Origin of the sequence: Oerskovia sp. Root22 (assembly GCF_001429135.1) — a bacterium.
Classification (GTDB): Bacteria; Actinomycetota; Actinomycetes; order Actinomycetales; family Cellulomonadaceae; genus Oerskovia; species Oerskovia enterophila.
On record NZ_LMIL01000008.1, the window covers coordinates 225,767 to 242,335 of the forward strand.

Consider the following 16,569-nt stretch of genomic DNA (forward strand, 5'->3'; position numbering starts at 1 on the left):
ACCCGGGGTCTCGTCAGCGCGCGTAGACGCCGAGCTCGAAGAGCGAGTAGCCCCACTCGGTGCCGCGCTCCGTGAGGTTCAGTCGCACGTAGCGCCCGGACCCCGCGACGTCGATGTCGTCGACGCCGCCGTTGCCGCCCGTGACGGTCTTGAGGGTCGACCACGTCGAGCCGTCGTCCGAGGTCTGGACCTCGTACGACTTCCCGTAGGCCGCCTCCCACACGAGCTGGAGGTGGTCGAACGACCGGACCGAGCCCAGGTCGACCTGGAACCAGGCCGTCGGGCCCCACTGGCTGGCCCAGCGCGTCCCCAGGTCGCCGTCGACCGCGCGGGCGGCCGAGTAGTCGCCGTTCCACGGGTCGAAGCTCGACGCGGTGGCGGGCTTGCCCAGCGCGAGGTTGGTGCCCTGGACCGGGGGCGGGACCACGCGCAGCGACCTGGTCTCGACGCCCACGTTGCCCTGGCCGTCCTCGGCGAACACGTAGACCTTCCACACGCCGAGGCGCTCGGGCGCGGTGACCGTGAACTTCCCGGGAGCGGTCTGCGTGAGCGCGGTCCAGGCGAGCCCGCCCGCCCCGTCGATGTACTTGCTGTTGAAGAAGGCGACGTAGTTGATCGGGTCACCGTCGGGGTCCGTCGCGGTCAGGTTCAGGTTCACGGAGGACCCGGCGACGATGCTCGTCGAGCCCGGCACGTCCATGCTCTGGATGCGGGGCGGGGTGTTCATGGCGGACGTGTCGACGCCCCACGCCTTGGCGATCGAGTAGTAGCCGAGGCGCTTGTTGTCGCCCGGGATCACGTTGAACCAGACACCGCCGAAGTCGCCCTCGGTGCCGTAGTGGAAGAACGTCGCGCCGAGCGCCTTGCCCTCGTGCTCCATGAGGCACTTCCAGGACGAGACGTACGCCGCGCCCTTCTCGATGTCGGTCGGCTCGTCGGGCACGCCGTTGACGTCGTCCGGCACCTCCCACTCGCCGGCCGCGCCGCCCTCGGTCAGCAGGTAGGGCTTGTCGTAGCCGCCAGCCTCCCAGTTCTCGCGGATGTTGCACACGTCGCCGTAGGCGTTGATCGAGAGCAGGTCGAGGTCCGGGGCGTTGGCCTTGAGGTACGGCCAGGCGCCGGCCCAGGCGTCGGTGTTGGTCGTGGGGTGGTTCGGGTCGATCTGGTGGATCGCGACGCTGACCTCGTTGACGAACGCGGCGTACGCGTTGCGCTCGGCCTCGAGGACCGCGCCCGAGAAGCAGTTCTGCAGGCCCAGGATCGCCTCGTTGCCGATGTTCCACATCAGGACGCCCGGGTGGTTCTTGTAGGTCTCGACCCAGCGGAGGATGTCGGCCTTGGTCGTCGACTTGTAGCCGGCGTCGGTCGTGTAGCTGATGCACCCGCCCGAGCCCGGTCCGCCGCCCGGCAGGAGCCAGAAGCCCATGACCACGCGGACGTCGTGAGCGGCCGCGGAGTCGAGCAGCTGCTTGGTGTCGGCCCCCGTGCCCCACGTGCGGACCGTGTTGGCGCCCATGGCGACGAGCGGACCCATGTAGTGGTCGGCCGAGGCGAACGCCGGTCCCCAGGTGAAGCCCTTGACCGTGTACGGCTTGCCGTCGACCTGGAGGTCCCAGTCGCCGCTGCTGCCCACGACCTTCACGGTGCTCGGACCCGAGTCCGGCACGGGCACGTTCGGGTGGCCCGGGTTCACGTAGTCGGGGTCGACGGGATCGACGGGATCGACGGGGCCGGCGCCCGGCGTGCCGAAGACCTTGAGCTCCCACAGGGAGCTCCCGTAGCCCGTGGCGCGCTGCGTCGCGAGGAGCCGGACGTAGCGGCCGGCGCCCGTGACGGCGAGCGTCTGGTCACCGCCGGTCGAGCTCTGTGTCGAGTAGACGTCGGTCCAGGTCGTGGCGTCGTCCGAGACCTGGATCTGGTACGCCTTGGCGTGCGCCGACTCCCACTGGAGCTCGACGCGCTCGATCGTCGAGCGCTGCTGGAGGTCGACCTGGATCCACTGGGGATCCGACCAGGCGCTGGCCCAGCGCGTGCCGGGGTTGCCGTCGACTGCCGCCGAGGCGGGCGTGTAGTCGGGGTTCTCGACCGACGACGCGGTGGCCGGCTTGCCCTGGGACAGCAGGGTCGGGGCCGCCTCGGCTGCTCCGACGGGTACCAGGGTCGCGGACGCGACGAGGAGCGACAGGGCGAGCGCGGTCAGGCTGCGCCGCCTCCGGTGCTGCGGTCTGGCAGGGGTGTGCGGGGGTCTCATGTTCTACCTCTCGGGGGAGACAGGAGTCCTGGCCGTCGTCGGCAGGCTCCGGGAGTCAGTTCTTCGTCGAGCTGGATCCATCCGGGAGAGCGCTCTCATCCGAATTCGGAGTATTCCGGCGTTCGGGAGGGCTGTCAAGGGAACGGTTCCCACGTTCGTGCGGCCGGGGTGAAGTTCCCGGAGCCGGCGCGGGTGCTGGAGGGGTCCAGGAAGCCAGTGATTGCCTCGCTTCTGGGCGTTGGCGTGTCTGCGGAAGCCGGGAAAGCGCTATCCCATCAGTGCTAGCGTCACCCCTGTGACAGCACCTCGTCCTTCCGCCGGCCCGACGCTCGACGACGTCGCGCGCGTCGCGGGTGTCTCGCGTGCGACCGCGTCGCGCGTCATCAACGGCAAGCGCAAGGTCGCGCCCGCCCTCCAGGAGCTCGTGCAGAGCGCGGTCGCCGAGACGGGCTACGCCCCGCACCGGGCGGCCCGCACGCTCGTGACGCGCCGGACGGGGAGCGTCGCGCTCGTGATCTCCGGGACGGACCCCGAGACGGATCCCGTGACCGACCCCGGGTCGGGCGGGAGCCGCTACGCGGGCCACGTGTTCGACGACCCGTTCTTCGGGCGCATCGTCGCGGGCATCGTCCGGGCCCTGCGCCCGCACGACGTGCACCCGGTCCTCATGCTCGCCGAGGACGACGCAGCCCGGGCGCAGGTCGTCTCGTACGTCCGGCAGGGCAACGCCGACGGCGTCCTGCACGTCTCGACCCGCGCCGACGACCCGCTGCCCGCCCTCCTGGTCGAGGTCGGGCGCCCCGCCGTGCTGTTCGCGCGCCCGACCGCGCCGCTCCCGATCAGCTTCGTCGACCTGGCCAACCGGGACGGGGGAGCGCTCGCGGCGGAGCGGTTCGTGGCCGACGGCAGGACGGCCCCGGCCGCGATCTCCGGCCCGCTCGGCGTGCTCGCGGCGAGCGACCGGCTCGCCGGTTTCCGCGACGCCCTCGCGCGGCGAGGTCATGCCTACGTGCCGTCGGTCGAGGGGAACTTCACGATCGAGAGCGGTGACGCCGCGATGCGGACGCTGCTCGAGCAGATGCCCGGGGTCGACGCGGTCTTCGCGGGGAACGACCTCATGGCCCAGGGGGCGATCGACGTGCTGCACGAGGCCGGACGACGCGTCCCCGAGGACGTCGCGGTCATCGGTTTCGACGACACGGCGCTCGCGCAGCGCGCCCGCCCGGCCCTGACGACCGTGCGTCAACCGGTCGAGGAGATGGCGGGCGAGATGGTGCGGCTCCTCCTCGAGCGCATCGAGGACCCGACGCTCGCGGTGCGCTCGGTGCTGTTCGAGCCCGCGCTCGTGGTGCGCGGCTCGGCCTGAGGTGCCGGCCGACGGCCCGCCCGGGTCCGCGACGTCGTGTCGCGGACCCGGGCGGGCCGTCGGTCACCCGGTCAGGAGGTCAGCAGGTCCTCCCGTCGAACGTCGCGGGCACGACCGTCGTGACGGCCTCCCCGTCGGCCGTGCCCGTCGCGGTCACCGAGGTGCTGCCCGCCGCGACCGCAGCCGCCCGGGCGTTGAAGCTCTGCGCCGCGAGCTTGCCCCCCGCCACCTGGGAGAACGTCTTGGTGCCGTACGGCGTGGCGAGCGCGACGTCGACCGGCGCGCCCTCCTTGTTGGTCGCCGTGACCGCGAGCTGGACCTTGCCGGCCACGCAGCGCGTGACGGCCGTGGCCTGCACGTCGAGCGCCGGGGCGGGCGTCACGTCGACACCACCGTAGAAGGCGACGTAGCTCGGGATGGTGTCCGGCCCGTCGGCGCGCGGGCCGACCCCGTTGATGACGGCCTCGAAGATGCCCTCTCCGCCGAGCGAGACGACGAGCATGTTGTGCATCTTGACGCCGGCCACCTGGGGGACCTCGAAGCCGCCGTCGACGACGATCTCGGTCTCCTCGGTGTCGGAGGTGAAGTTGGAGTAGGAGCCCAGGCCCCAGGCCTCATGGTTCTTCACGCCGTCCGCAACCTTGTAGGCCGCCCACCCTCGGGTGTCGCCGTTCTGCCAGGCCGCCTGGTCCGGGACGTCGTACGGCAGCTCGTTCTGGTAGAACACGGTCTTGCCCCGCTCGCCGTTCCACAGGGTGTTGTACTTCTGGTAGTGCTCGACGAACAGGCCGTACGCCGAGACGTCGTCCCCGTTGACCACGAACCCGTAGTCGGACGTGTTGAGGTCCCAGCCGATGCCCTCGCCGTGGTCACCGCGCCACGACCACACGTGGTCGACGATGGTGTCGTCGGCGTTGATGATCATGGCCGCGTCGACCTTGCCCGCGACGGCCCCGCCCACGCGCATGAACACGTCGTGCAGGACGATCGGGTCGTCCGAGTGGTCGGTGTGGACGCCCTCGTCGCCGACGACGAACAGCGCCGGGGACTCGGTGACCGCGGCGTCGAACAGGATGCCGGCGACCGTGATGCCGTCCTCGTCGGCCACGTGCATGCCGACGCCGCCGTGCTCGGGGATGATCGTCGCGTAGCCGAGGCCCAGGACGACCGTGCCGGGCCGGTCGACCTGGATCGTCTGGTCCACGCGGTAGACGCCCGGGGTCATGAGCAGGTTCTTGCCCGCGGCCAGGGCCGCGTTGATCTCGGCCGCGGTGTCGCCCTCCTTGGCCACGAAGAAGTCGTCGAGCGGGACCGACGTGCCGGCCGTGTGGCCGTTCTTCCAGGTGGTGCCCGTCGTGCCCTCGCGTAGCTCGGGGACGAACACGGCCCACTCGTCGCCGTCGAGGTAGAGGTAGGGCTTCTCGCGGACGGTTCCCGTGGTGTCGAGCGTGGTCACCGGCGGCTTGGGCCACGTCGCGGCCGTGGGCAGCGTGCCCTCGACGCCCGAGTAGACCATGTTCCAGACGCCACCCTTCCACTCGCCGACCGAGCTGTCGCGGGCGTACCACTGCTGCTGGGTCCAGGACTCGACCACGCCGGTCACGTTCGTGTCGGCGATGTAGCCGCCCGAGGACCAGCCGTAGGCCGACGAGTCGAGCTGCAGGCCGCCGTTGACCTGGATGCGGCGGAACGGTGCCGCCTGCGACGTGGCCCAGCGGGCCATGCCGTCGTCGGGCGTGATCGACAGGTTCTCGGCCGAGCGCCAGAAGTTCTGGGTCGCGTTGCCGCCGAACCACTGCGCGTCGACCCAGTCGCCGCCCTTCACGGTCACGTCGGTCGGGTCCTGGCCGACACCCGAGAGCGAGGTGTAGAAGCCGATGCGCGCGTCGACCTCGTACTCACCGGGCGTGAAGAGGAACTGGTACCGGCCGGGGCCGAACTGGTCCTGCTCCTGCTGGGCGAACACGGTGTCGATCTGGTGCTGGATCGCGGAGTCCGGCATCGAGGGGTCGAACACGAAGACGTTCGGGCCGAACAGGTCGGTCGTCGGGTCGATCGAGGCGCCGGGGGTCAGGACGCGGAACTCGTACATCGAGTACCCGAACGTCGTCCCGCGGGCGACGCCCTGCCAGCGCACGTAGCGCGCCGAGGTCGTGTCGAACGTGACGACGTCGGTCCCGCCGTCCTGGTTGCGCGCCTGCGCAGCGGAGGTCCACGTGGAGCCGTCGGTCGAGAGCTCGATGTCGTAGTCCTTGCCGTACGCGCCCTCCCAGAGGATGCTCACGCCACAGACCTCGTTGGCCTCGCCCAGGTCCACCTGGAGCCACTCGTCGTCCTGGCCCGTCCACGTGGTCGTGTCGAGCACAGAGCCCCAGCGGGTGCTGGTGTTCTGGTCGACGGCCTTGGCCGGGGTCGAGTCGCCCTGCTGCGACGAGGCCGTCGCGGTGGCTCCCGCGGTCACGTCGGTCAGGCAGGCCGTGGGGTTGGTGGGATCGACCGGGTCCACGGGGTCCACCGGGTCGACCGGTCCGCCTGCGGGCTCGCCGAACACGCGGAACTCCCACAGCGAGTAGCCGTACCCCGTACCGCGGACGTCGCCGAGCAGGCGGACGTAGCGGCCGGCGCCGTCGACGTCGAGCACGTCCGCCCCGCCGTCGCCGTTCGTCACGGTGCTCAGGGTGGTCCAGCTCGTGCCGTCGTCGGAGGTCTGGATCCGGTACCCCTTGCCGTAGGCGCCCTCCCAGTCGAGCTCGACCCGGTCGATCGTGGCCCGCTGGCCCAGGTCGACCTGGATCCACTGCGGGTCGGCCGCCAGGCTCGACCAGCGGCTGCCGCCGTCGCCGTCGAACGCCTCGCCGGCCTGGTAGCCGTTGGGTGACTGCGTCGAGGACGCCGTCGCGGGCTTCCCCTGGGACAGGAGCGTGGGGCCGTCGGCCGCTGCCGCGGGGACGAGCGGGACCGCGAGGCCTGCCGCCGCGACCGCCAGGGCGAGGGCCGCTCCGGCTCCTCGGCGGGACGGGCGTCTCCGGCGCTGCGGGACGGGTGCCGCAGGCGGCACGGTGGGAAGGGGCGAGAAGGGCATCGGTTCTCTCCTAGGTCGTCGTCGACCGCGTCCAGGCTCTACGCCGAGCAGGACGCACGTCGTGAGAGAGCGCTCTCTCACGATGTCGGCCAGTATTCAGGGGAGCGGGTCCGGCGTCAAGAGAGCGCTCTCCCGCGATCTTCGCGACAGCCGGGCGCGACCCGACGCGCAGGGCCGCGCTCCGCCGTCGGGCCCGGGGCTGTCCCAGGAGCGCGCTCCGCGCTGCTAGCCTCGCCCCATGCGTGAGGACGGCCGAGTCTCGACGCCCCCGACGCTCGAGGACGTCGCCCGGGTGGCGGGAGTCTCGCGCGCCACGGTGTCCCGGGTGATCAACCAGAAGCGCCAGGTCGCGCCCGACCTCAAGGCGGTCGTCGAGAAGGCGATCGTCGAGACGGGGTACGTGCCCAACCGCGCGGCCCGCTCGCTCGTCACGGGCAGGACGGGCACGGTCGCGGTCGTGATCTCAGGCGTGGACCCGGAGATCGAGGGCAACCAGATGACCGGCCAGGTCTTCGCGGACCCGTTCTTCGGCCGCATCGTCGCCGCGTTCGTGCGCGCCCTGCGCCCCCACGACCTGCACCCCGTGCTCATGCTCGCCGAGACCGACGACGCGCGCGCCCAGGTCATGACCTACCTCCGCCAGGGCAACGCCGACGGTGCGCTCCTCGTCGCCGCGCAGGCCGACGACCCCCTGCCCGGCATGCTCGTCGAGGCCGGCCAGCGCGCGGTCCTGTTCGCGCGTCCCGAGCCTGCGCTGCCCATCAGCTTCGTCGACGTCGCCAACCGCGACGGCGCGCGGCTCGCGGCCAAGCACCTCATCGAGCGCGGCTGCGACGAGCTCGCCGTCATCTCGGGGCCCTCGGGCCTCTACGCGGCCGAGGAACGCCTCGCGGGCTTCCGTGACGAGGTCTCGCGGCACGGGCGCGCGTACGACCCCGAGGTCTCGGGCGAGTTCACGCTCGAGGGCGGTGAGGCCGCGATGGAACGCCTCCTCGACACCGTCCCCGGGCTCGACGGCGTGTTCGCCGCGAACGACTACATGGCCCAGGGTGCCGTGCACGCGATCCAGGCCCGTGGCCTGCGCGTCCCCGAGGACGTCGCCGTGGTCGGGTTCGACGACAGCTCGATCGCGCCCCTGTGCCGCCCGGCCCTGACGAGCGTGCGCCAGCCCGTCGAGGAGATGGCGGCCGAGATGGCGCGGCTCCTCATCGGGCAGATCGCCGAGGGCGACCGCCAGGTGCGCTCGGTCGTGTTCGACCCGACCCTCGTGGTGCGCGACTCGGCCTGAGAAAGCCGGAGACCCCGACCGGACCCGGGGTGCAGAATGGCAGCATGCCTCTTGCACCCCGCTACCTCGCTGCCGACGACCGCTACGAGTCCATGACGTACCGGCGCTCCGGTCGCAGCGGACTCGCCCTCCCCGCACTGTCGCTGGGCCTCTGGCACAACTTCGGTGACGTCAACCCGTTCGACAACCAGCGCTCGATCCTGCGCCGCGCGTTCGACCTGGGGATCACGCACTTCGACCTCGCGAACAACTACGGCCCGCCCTACGGCTCGGCCGAGGAGAACTTCGGGCGCCACCTCGCGCGCGACCTGCGCCCCTACCGCGACGAGCTCGTGATCTCGAGCAAGGCCGGCTACGACATGTGGCCCGGCCCCTACGGCGACGGCGGCTCGCGCAAGTACCTGCTGTCCTCGCTCGACCAGTCGCTCGCCCGCATGGGCCTCGACTACGTCGACATCTTCTACTCGCACCGGTTCGACCCCACGGTCCCGCTCGAGGAGACCATGGGCGCGCTCCACACGGCCGTGGTGAGCGGACGCGCGCTGTACGTCGGCGTGTCCAACTACTCGCCGTCGCAGACGCGCGAGGCCGCGCAGATCCTCGCCGACCTGGGTACCCCGCTGCTCATCCACCAGCCCAGCTACTCGATGTTCAACCGGCACGTCGAGCTGCCCGAGGCCGGGCACGACGACGGCGAGAACCTGCTCGACGTCGTCGAGGACCTCGGCGTCGGCACCATCGTCTTCTCGCCGCTCCAGCAGGGCCTGCTGACGGACCGCTACCTCTCGGGCGAGGTGCCCGCGGACTCGCGCGCCGCCGTCGGGCACTTCCTCAAGCCCACCGCGATCTCCGAGACGTACCTCGAGCGTGCCCGCGCGCTGAACGAGATCGCAGCCGGACGGGGCCAGTCGCTCGCGCAGCTCGCCCTGAGCTGGGTCCTGCGCGACGAGCGCATCACCTCGGCGCTCGTGGGCGCGAGCAGCGTCGCGCAGCTCGAGAACAACGTCGCCGCGCTCGACGCCCCCGCGCTCACGGCCGAGGAGATCGCGGCGATCGAGCCGTTCGCGGTCGACGGCACGACGCGCTGAGCACGGTGTCCTGACGGTCGGTCGGGCGGCGTCGAGCCGTCCGACCGGCCATGGGTCCGGCGCCCCGGGGGGGCCGGGAACCGGGCCGCTCCGCTCAGCTCCAGCGCTGGACCGCGAGCGGGGCGGCCTCTGCGAGCTCACGGACCACGGGGTGCTCGCTCTCGGCGAGGACCTGCTGGAGCGGGCCGGACTCGACGAACTCCCCGTCGACCAGCAGGTGCGCGGACGTCGTCATGCGGTGCACGAGCTCGAGGTCGTGGGACACCAGGAGCACACCTGTCCCGAGCTGTGCCGCGGCGTCCTTGACGCGCCCGGCGATCTCGCCGCGCATGGTCGGGTCGAGCGCGGTGAGCGGCTCGTCGAGCAGCAGGATGTCCGGGCGCGTCGCGAGGGCCCGGGCCAGGGCCACGCGCTGGCGCTCACCCCCGGACAGGGTGCGCAGCGGCCGGTCGGTGTAGCGGTGCTCGAGCGCGACGAGGTCGAGCAGGTCCTCGATCGACTGGCCCGAGGGGCGCCCGCCCTTGCGTGCGTCGGTCAGCCCGGACTTGAGCACGTGCGTCACGGTGCTCGCGGGGTCGATCCCGGGCAGGCCGTCCTGCGACACGCGCCGCACGGCGGCCTTGAAGGTCTTCTTGTCGCGACGGCCCAGGCGGGTCACGGTGCGCCCGCCCCACGTCACGGTCCCGCTCGAGGGTTTGATCTCGCCGAGCAGCGCGCTGATGAACGTCGACTTCCCGACGCCCGACGGGCCCACGATCCCCACGGGCTCCTGGCCCGCCGAGAGCTCGATCGAGACGCCGCGCAGGACGTCGGCGCCGCCGTGCCCGGCCCAGAGGTCGCGCGCCTGGAGGGTGTGGGTCGTCGTCATGCGCGGTCCTTCCGAGGGTGGGTCAACCGGTGCGGGGGCGTGGGTGTCCCCGATGGTCCAACGAACGACGGTACCCGCGTTCTCCCGGTCTCCGGTGCGGCGCAGGTCACACCTGCACCGCACCGCGCGCGCGACGGGCGTGCGTCAGTCGCTGGTCGTCCATGCCGACGGCGACGCGACGACGTCCCGCAGCACCGTCCGCGCGCCGCCGATCATGGCTGCGTGCCCGGCCACGAGCGCGGGCCGCAGGTCGAGCTCGGTCCACGGCGACGCGAGGACGCGCGTCGTGAGCTCGGCCGTCAGGGGCTCGCGCAGGTGCGGCAGCAGGTCGGTGTAGATCCCGCCGAGCAGCACGGTCTCGATGTCGATGAGGTTGACGAAGTTCGCGAGCGCGCGCCCCAGCGCGGTCCCGGCCGAGGCCGCGGCGTCGAGGGCCGACGGCGTGCCCTCCTCGAGCGCGTCGAGGAACCTCTCGACGGGGGCGTCGAGGGGGATGCCGGCCGCGCGCAGCATGGCGTCCTTGCCCGCGTACTGCTCGAGGCAGCCCGTGGCCCCGCACAGGCACCGGGGCCCGTGCGGGTCGACCACGACGTGCCCGATCTCGCCGCTCCAGCCCCGGTTGCCCAGGAAGAGCTCGCGGTCGATCACGATCGCGGAGCCGATGCCCACCTCGCCCGAGACGTACAGGAACGACGACGGCACGGGGGGAGCGACGTCGTCGGGCCCCGGGTGTGGCGTGCGTGCGATCGTCGAGCCCGCGCGCGGGTCCCCCTCGCCCGACGAGGCCGGGGCCACGAGCTGGGCGAGCCCCGCGAGGTTGGCCTCGTTGGCGATCTGGACCGGCAGCCGCTCGGGCAGGCCGAGCAGCGGGACGGGCAGGAACGAGGACCAGCCGAGGTTGGGGGCGACCTGGAGGCGACCTGCGCGCGCGTCGACCAGGCCGGGCAGGGCGAGCCGTGCGCCCGCGACCTGCATGTCCTGGGCCTCTACCTCCTCGACGAGGCGGCGGGCCAGGGCGCCCAGGCGCCCGAGGACCTCGGCGGGGTCGCTGCCGTGCAGGTCGCCCGGGACGACCTCCTGCGCGACGACCTGACCGGTGAGATCGAGGACCGTGCCGCCCAGGTAGTCGACGTTGACCTCGAGCCCCAGCCCGACGACGGTCCGCTCGGCGGGCGTGAGCGGGACGGCGGGGCGGCCTGCCCGCAGCGGCGTCGCGGGTGGGAGCTCGCGCACGAGCCGTGCCTCGATGAGCTGGTCGACCAGGACGGACACCGTGGCACGGGTCAGGCCCGTGCTCCCGGCGATGTCTGCGCGCGACCTGGGGGTCGTGGCGTCGAAGATCGCCTGCGAGACCAGGGCGAGGTTGTACTCGCGCAGGGTGTGCTGGCGGGCGGCCGTGGAGCGCCCCCTGGTGGGCGTCCTGACGCTGGTCGAGGACTCGTCGCGGTTCACGTCTTGACCTTACCGACAGGACCGCATAAGTTCATCCATACAACAAATGGCGGCCTGCTCGAGGAGCCGGCCCATCTCGACGAGGAGACTGTCGTGGCTGACGCGACCGAGCAGAACATCAACTTTTCCTTCGGCCTGTGGACCGTGGGGTGGACCGGCCAGGACCAGTTCGGCGGAGCCAGCCGCCCCCACCTCGACCCGGCCGAGTCCGTCCGCAAGCTCGCGGACCTCGGTGCGTGGGGCTTCACGTTCCACGACGACGACGTCGTGCCCTTCGGCTCGGACGACGCGACGCGCGAGCAGCTCCTCGGCGAGGTCAAGAAGGCCGCCGACGAGACCGGCCTGACCATCGAGATGGTCACGACCAACCTCTTCAGCCACCCCGTCTTCAAGGACGGCGGCCTGACCTCGAACGACCGCGGCGTCCGTCGCTACGCGCTGCGCAAGGTGCTGCGCAACGTCGACCTCACCGCGTCGCTCGGCGCCAAGACGTTCGTCATGTGGGGTGGCCGCGAGGGCACCGAGTACGACGGCGCCAAGGACCTCCACTCCGCGCACGAGCGCTACGCCGAGGGCCTCGACCTCACGGCCGCGTACATCAAGGACCAGGGCTACGACATCAAGATCGCGCTCGAGCCCAAGCCCAACGAGCCCCGCGGCGACATCTTCCTCCCGACGATCGGGCACGCGCTCGCGCTCATCGCGCAGCTCGAGCACGGCGACATCGTGGGCCTCAACCCGGAGACGGGCCACGAGCAGATGGCGGGCCTGAACTACACGCACGGCCTCGCGCAGGCGCTGTGGGCCGGCAAGCTCTTCCACATCGACCTCAACGGACAGCGGTCCATCAAGTTCGACCAGGACCTCGTGTTCGGTCACGGCGACCTGCTCTCCGCGTTCTTCACGGTCGACCTCATCGAGAACGGCTTCCCGAACGGCGGACCCCGCTACGAGGGCCCCCGCCACTTCGACTACAAGCCCTCGCGCACCGAGAACGAGGTCGGCGTCTGGGACTCCGCCAAGGCCAACATGGAGACCTACTCGATGCTCGCGCGCAAGTCCGCCGAGTACCGGGCCGACCCCGAGGTCCAGGCCGCGTTCAAGCACTCGGGCGTGTTCGAGCTCGGCGAGAGCACGCTGGGTGCGGGCGAGTCCGTCGCCGACCTGCTCGCGGACCGCTCGGCCTACGAGGAGTTCGACGTCGAGGCCGCCGCCGAGCGTGACTTCGGCTTCGTGCGCCTCAACCAGCTCGCGCTCAAGCACCTGATCGGCTGATGAGGGGCGCAATCGTGCCGGCCGCGGACACGCGCGGGGGTGCAGCATGAGCGGCGGTCTCGTCGCGGGGGTCGACTCGTCGACGCAGTCCTGCAAGGTCGTCGTCCGTGACGCCGTGACCGGGGCGCTCGTGCGCTCCGGCTCGGCGTCGCACCCGGACGGCACCGAGGTCTCGCCCGACGCCTGGTGGACGGCGTTCGGGACCGCGGTCCGCGTCGCGGGCGGGCTCGACGACGTCGCGGCCCTGGCCGTGGGTGGGCAGCAGCACGGCATGGTCGTGCTCGACGCCGACGGCGAGGTGATCCGTCCCGCGCTCCTGTGGAACGACACCCGCTCGGCCGGTGCCGCGGTCGACCTGATCCGTGAGCTCGGTGCCGGGGACCCCGGCGCCGGCGCCAAGGCATGGGCCGAGGCCGTCGGCTCGGTGCCCGTCGCGTCGCTCACGGCCACCAAGCTGCGCTGGCTGCGCGACGCCGAGCCGGAGAACGCCGCGCGCGTCGCGGCCGTCGCGCTCCCGCACGACTGGCTGACGTGGCGGATCGCCGGCTACGGCCCGCGGAGCGAGGGCCTCGAGCCCAACCTCGGCGCGCTCGTGACCGACCGTTCCGACGCGTCGGGGACGGGCTACTTCGACGCCTCGGCCGAGGGCGGGCGCGGTGCGTACCGCACGGACCTGCTCGAGCTCGCGCTCGGACGCTCCGACGTGGTGCTGCCCCGGGTCCTCGGCCCGGGGGAGGACGGCGGGGTGGCCTCGGCCACCGTCGCCGGTGCCGCGGTGAGCGGCGGGGCCCTGATCGGGCCCGGTGCGGGCGACAACGCGGCCGCGGCCCTGGGGCTCGGCATGGGCGCCGGCGACGTCGCGGTCTCGATCGGGACCTCGGGCGTCGTCTCGGCGATCGCCACGTCGGCCACGGCCGACGCGAGCGGGCTCGTCAACGGCTTCGCCGACGCCACGGGCAACTACCTGCTGCTCGGGGTGACCCTCAACGCGAGCCGCGTCCTCGACGCGACCGCGCGGGTGCTGGGCGTGGACCACGCGGGCCTGTCCCGGCTCGCGCTCCAGGCGCCCGCGGGGGCCGACGGGCTCGTGCTCGTCCCGTTCCTCGAGGGTGAGCGCACACCCAACCGTCCCGACGCGAGCGGCACGCTGCACGGCATGCGGCTGTCCACCATGACGCCCGAGCACCTCGCGCGGGCGTCGGTCGAGGGCATGCTGTGCGGTCTGGCCGACGGCCTCGACGCCCTGCGCGAGCAGGGGGTCCGGGTCGAGCGGCTGCTGCTGATCGGCGGCGGCGCGCAGTCCGAGGCGGTCCGGCGCATCGCGCCGCAGGTCTTTGGCCTGCCCGTCTCGGTCCCCGAGCCGGGCGAGTACGTGGCCGACGGCGCCGCTCGCCAGGCAGCCTGGGTGCTGTCGGGTGCGGCGGAGGCCCCGAGGTGGGAGACGTCGTCGAGCAGCGACTACGACGCGGCTCCCGAGCCCGGGACCCGTGCGCAGTACGCGGCGGTGCGCGACCTGACCTGAGGTCGGGTGCCGTGGCCGGAAGGGCCGTCGTTCCTCCAGGAACGACGGCCCTTCGTCCGTCTCGTGGCTCACCGCCTCCGTCGGCGGACCCACCAGGTGCCCGTCGCTGCCGCCACGAGCGTCGACGCACCCACCACGGCGAGCGTCTGCGACAGGCTCGCGCCGCCACCTGCCGAGGCGACCGGCTGGGCCGGCGGCGGGACGAGCGTCGCGCTGGTCGCGACGAAGCTCGGTGCGGGATGCGCTGCGGAGGGATCGACGTCGACCCAGTCGGTCGAGCCCTCGGTGCAGGTCTGCGTCGTCGGGAACACGAAGGCCTGGCCGACGTCGCCCGTGATCGTGGCGACGAGCTCGAAACGCGCGGGCGTGCCGTCCTCGACCGGGGTCCCGGACCAGCGCACCGAGGCCCCGTCCTGGGCCGAGGACCAGCCGTCCGGCTGCGTCGTCGAGATCGCCTCGACCCCGTCGGGCAGCGAGACGTCGAGAGCCGTGGTGGGCTGCCCGTCGCACCTGTGCTCGAACGAGAAGGTGAGCGTGGTCGTGCCGTCCCCGTTCGGCGCCGCGGTCTCGAGCAGGACGTGCGCCGAGGCCCCCTGGGCCCCGGACACGCAGAGCAGAGCGCTCAGACCGAGGACCGCAGCCGAGCGCTTCACGAGGCGGGCGAACGAGGACCGCGGCCGACCGTTGCGCGTCACGAGACGACCTCCACGGGGAGCGAGACGACCGGGTTGTCGTACGTCGACGTGCGGACGCTGACGGCCACGTCCCACGTCCCGGCCAGCGGGAGGTCGATCGAGGCGAGGTACGTCCCCGGACCCGTGCGGGTCAGGGTCGGGGTGAACGGTCCGATCCCCAGCTCTGCCTGGGTCGTCCGGACCTCCGGCAGCGCGACGGGCTCGAGCGGGGCACCGTCGGCGTCGAGCAGCGTCAGCTCGAGCGAGTTGATGCCCAGCGCGCCCGGGGTGACCCTGGCCTGGAGCGACCCGGTCCCCGAGGTTCGTCGAACACCTGCGACCGCGGTGCGGCGGACTCCGGCGGCGTCGCGCTCGCCGGGACCGGGCTCTGCGAGACGAGCACCCCGGTCACCCCCAGGAGGACGACGAGCAGCACGGCCTCGGTCGCGACGGTCCGGCGCAGGCGCCCCAGGCCGACGGGGTCGGAGGTGATGTGCGGGACGAGCAGGTACCGGTTCCACGCGGCGATCACCACGAGGACGAGTGCGAGGCCGACCTTGACCAGGAGCGTTCGTCCGTACCCCGTGGTCAGCAGGGCGTCGAGCGAGCCGAGGATGCGCCAGGCGAGGAGGATCCCGGTCAGTGCGAGCGCGAGGACGAGCCAAGCGCCCACGCCCGAGAAGCGCACGACCGTGCGGGCGGCGCGCTGGGCCGACGCGCCCGAGGACCTGGACAGCAGGAGGCAGAGGCCCACGATGCCGCCGAACCAGACGGCTCCGACGACCACGTGCAGGACGTCCGCGCCGAGCACGAGCCAGACGGGACCGAACGTGCGGGTGTGTCCCACGACCGAGAGCGAGGTCACCGCCAGCGCGGCGCCGCCGAGCGCCGCGGGGAGCGGCCATCGCGCGCGCGTCGCGCTCCCCGCCCGGGGACACGCCAGGACGGCCACGGTCAGGCCGGTCAGCCCGAGGAGGGCGGCCAGCGCCGACTCGGACGTCAGCGACGCACGCCAGAACGACGAGTCGACCAGGGCGCTCGCGCCCCGGCCGCCCTGCCAGAGCGCCGTGACCGGGACGGACACCAGCAGAGCCGTTCCGGCGCAGGTCGCGAGCAGGCGACGGGTCCGCTGGAGCCGACGGCGGAGCGTGGGCATGGCCCCGGGAGTCGCGTCGAGCAGGAGGAGCTCGAACACCACGAGTCCGCCCACCCCGAGCGTCCCTGCATAGACGACGGCCTGCGCGACCTGACGCAGGACGGTCACCGCGGGCGAGGCCGGGTCGGCAGGGGCGGCTGCGACGCTGGTGCTGGGGGCGCCGACCGAGAACGTGAGAGCGCCCGCGACCGGGTGGGTGTCACCGGACGTGACGCGCCAGCTCACGACGTACGTCCCGTCGTCGAGATCGCCGGGCACCGCGATCTCGACACGGGAGTCGACGGCGCCGGCCGTGATGGGGATTGTGCTGCCTGCGGCGTCGAGCAGGGCGATGCCGTCGGGGACGACCTGGACGGACTCGTTGAAGGTCAGGGTCAGCCGGGCCGGGGGCTCCTCGAGGACGGTGCCGTCCCGAGGATCGGTGTCGACGATCACGGCGTGGGCCGTGGCCGGGGTGGCCGATGCGAGCATCAGCACCACCCCGGCCACGGCCGCCACGACGAACGCCACCGCCCCGCGCGCAGCGCGGGAGAGGTCCATGGCCGAT

Annotated in this window: 12 protein-coding genes; 5 read left to right on the plus strand and 7 right to left on the minus strand. The window is 72.6% G+C overall.

Annotation, left to right across the window (positions count from 1 at the left end; genetic code table 11):
• Positions 1–13 precede the first annotated feature (13 nt).
• A complete protein-coding gene (locus ASE15_RS09770) occupies positions 14–2,251 on the minus strand; it encodes a discoidin domain-containing protein (protein ID WP_056763082.1) in 2,238 nt (745 codons plus the stop codon).
• A 295-nt stretch (positions 2,252–2,546) separates the two neighbouring features.
• Here ASE15_RS09770 and ASE15_RS09775 point away from each other — a divergent pair, with 295 nt between their 5' ends.
• Entirely contained in the window at positions 2,547–3,617 is a 1,071-nt protein-coding gene (locus ASE15_RS09775; RefSeq protein WP_056649570.1) for a LacI family DNA-binding transcriptional regulator, read from the plus strand.
• Positions 3,618–3,696: 79 nt separating this feature from the next.
• On the opposite strand, the gene ASE15_RS09780 is transcribed toward ASE15_RS09775, so the two are convergent.
• Positions 3,697–6,699, minus strand: coding sequence for a discoidin domain-containing protein (locus tag ASE15_RS09780; protein WP_082618350.1), 3,003 nt, complete (start codon positions 6,697–6,699; stop codon positions 3,697–3,699).
• Positions 6,700–6,937: 238 nt separating this feature from the next.
• Between ASE15_RS09780 and ASE15_RS09785 the strand changes: the two genes are divergently transcribed.
• Positions 6,938–7,987, plus strand: coding sequence for a LacI family DNA-binding transcriptional regulator (locus ASE15_RS09785; RefSeq protein WP_056763084.1), 1,050 nt, complete (start codon positions 6,938–6,940; stop codon positions 7,985–7,987).
• Between the two features lie 44 nt (positions 7,988–8,031).
• A complete protein-coding gene (gene mgrA, locus ASE15_RS09790; RefSeq protein WP_056763086.1) occupies positions 8,032–9,075 on the plus strand; it encodes an L-glyceraldehyde 3-phosphate reductase in 1,044 nt (347 codons plus the stop codon).
• A gap of 94 nt (positions 9,076–9,169) precedes the next feature.
• Here mgrA and ASE15_RS09795 read toward each other — a convergent pair whose 3' ends face one another.
• Positions 9,170–9,943, minus strand: a complete 774-nt coding sequence (locus tag ASE15_RS09795; protein ID WP_056649579.1) for an ABC transporter ATP-binding protein — start codon at positions 9,941–9,943, stop codon at positions 9,170–9,172.
• A gap of 144 nt (positions 9,944–10,087) precedes the next feature.
• Positions 10,088–11,395, minus strand: a complete 1,308-nt coding sequence (locus tag ASE15_RS09800) for an ROK family protein (RefSeq protein ID WP_056763088.1) — start codon at positions 11,393–11,395, stop codon at positions 10,088–10,090.
• 93 nt (positions 11,396–11,488) lie between these two features.
• Here ASE15_RS09800 and xylA point away from each other — a divergent pair, with 93 nt between their 5' ends.
• Both xylA and ASE15_RS09810 read left to right on the plus strand, forming a co-directional pair.
• Complete coding sequence (xylA, locus tag ASE15_RS09805; RefSeq protein ID WP_056649586.1) at positions 11,489–12,670, plus strand: xylose isomerase; 1,182 nt, start codon at positions 11,489–11,491, stop codon at positions 12,668–12,670.
• A gap of 46 nt (positions 12,671–12,716) precedes the next feature.
• Complete coding sequence (locus tag ASE15_RS09810; protein WP_056763090.1) at positions 12,717–14,192, plus strand: xylulokinase; 1,476 nt, start codon at positions 12,717–12,719, stop codon at positions 14,190–14,192.
• A gap of 68 nt (positions 14,193–14,260) precedes the next feature.
• Here ASE15_RS09810 and ASE15_RS09815 read toward each other — a convergent pair whose 3' ends face one another.
• Genes ASE15_RS09815 through ASE15_RS09820 form a run of 3 tightly spaced genes read right to left on the minus strand, consistent with a single transcriptional unit; the run spans position 14,261 to position 16,562 of the window.
• Positions 14,261–14,887 (minus strand): DUF1775 domain-containing protein, encoded by a 627-nt coding sequence (locus ASE15_RS09815; RefSeq protein ID WP_056763091.1) that lies wholly within the window; start codon positions 14,885–14,887, stop codon positions 14,261–14,263.
• A complete protein-coding gene (locus ASE15_RS21850) occupies positions 14,884–15,144 on the minus strand; it encodes a FixH family protein (protein ID WP_369800584.1) in 261 nt (86 codons plus the stop codon). The genes ASE15_RS09815 and ASE15_RS21850 overlap by 4 nt, the downstream gene beginning before the upstream one ends.
• Complete coding sequence (locus ASE15_RS09820) at positions 15,120–16,562, minus strand: copper resistance CopC/CopD family protein (RefSeq protein WP_056763092.1); 1,443 nt, start codon at positions 16,560–16,562, stop codon at positions 15,120–15,122. Before ASE15_RS09820 ends, ASE15_RS21850 begins: the two co-directional genes overlap by 25 nt.
• Between the last annotated feature and the right edge of the window lie 7 nt (positions 16,563–16,569).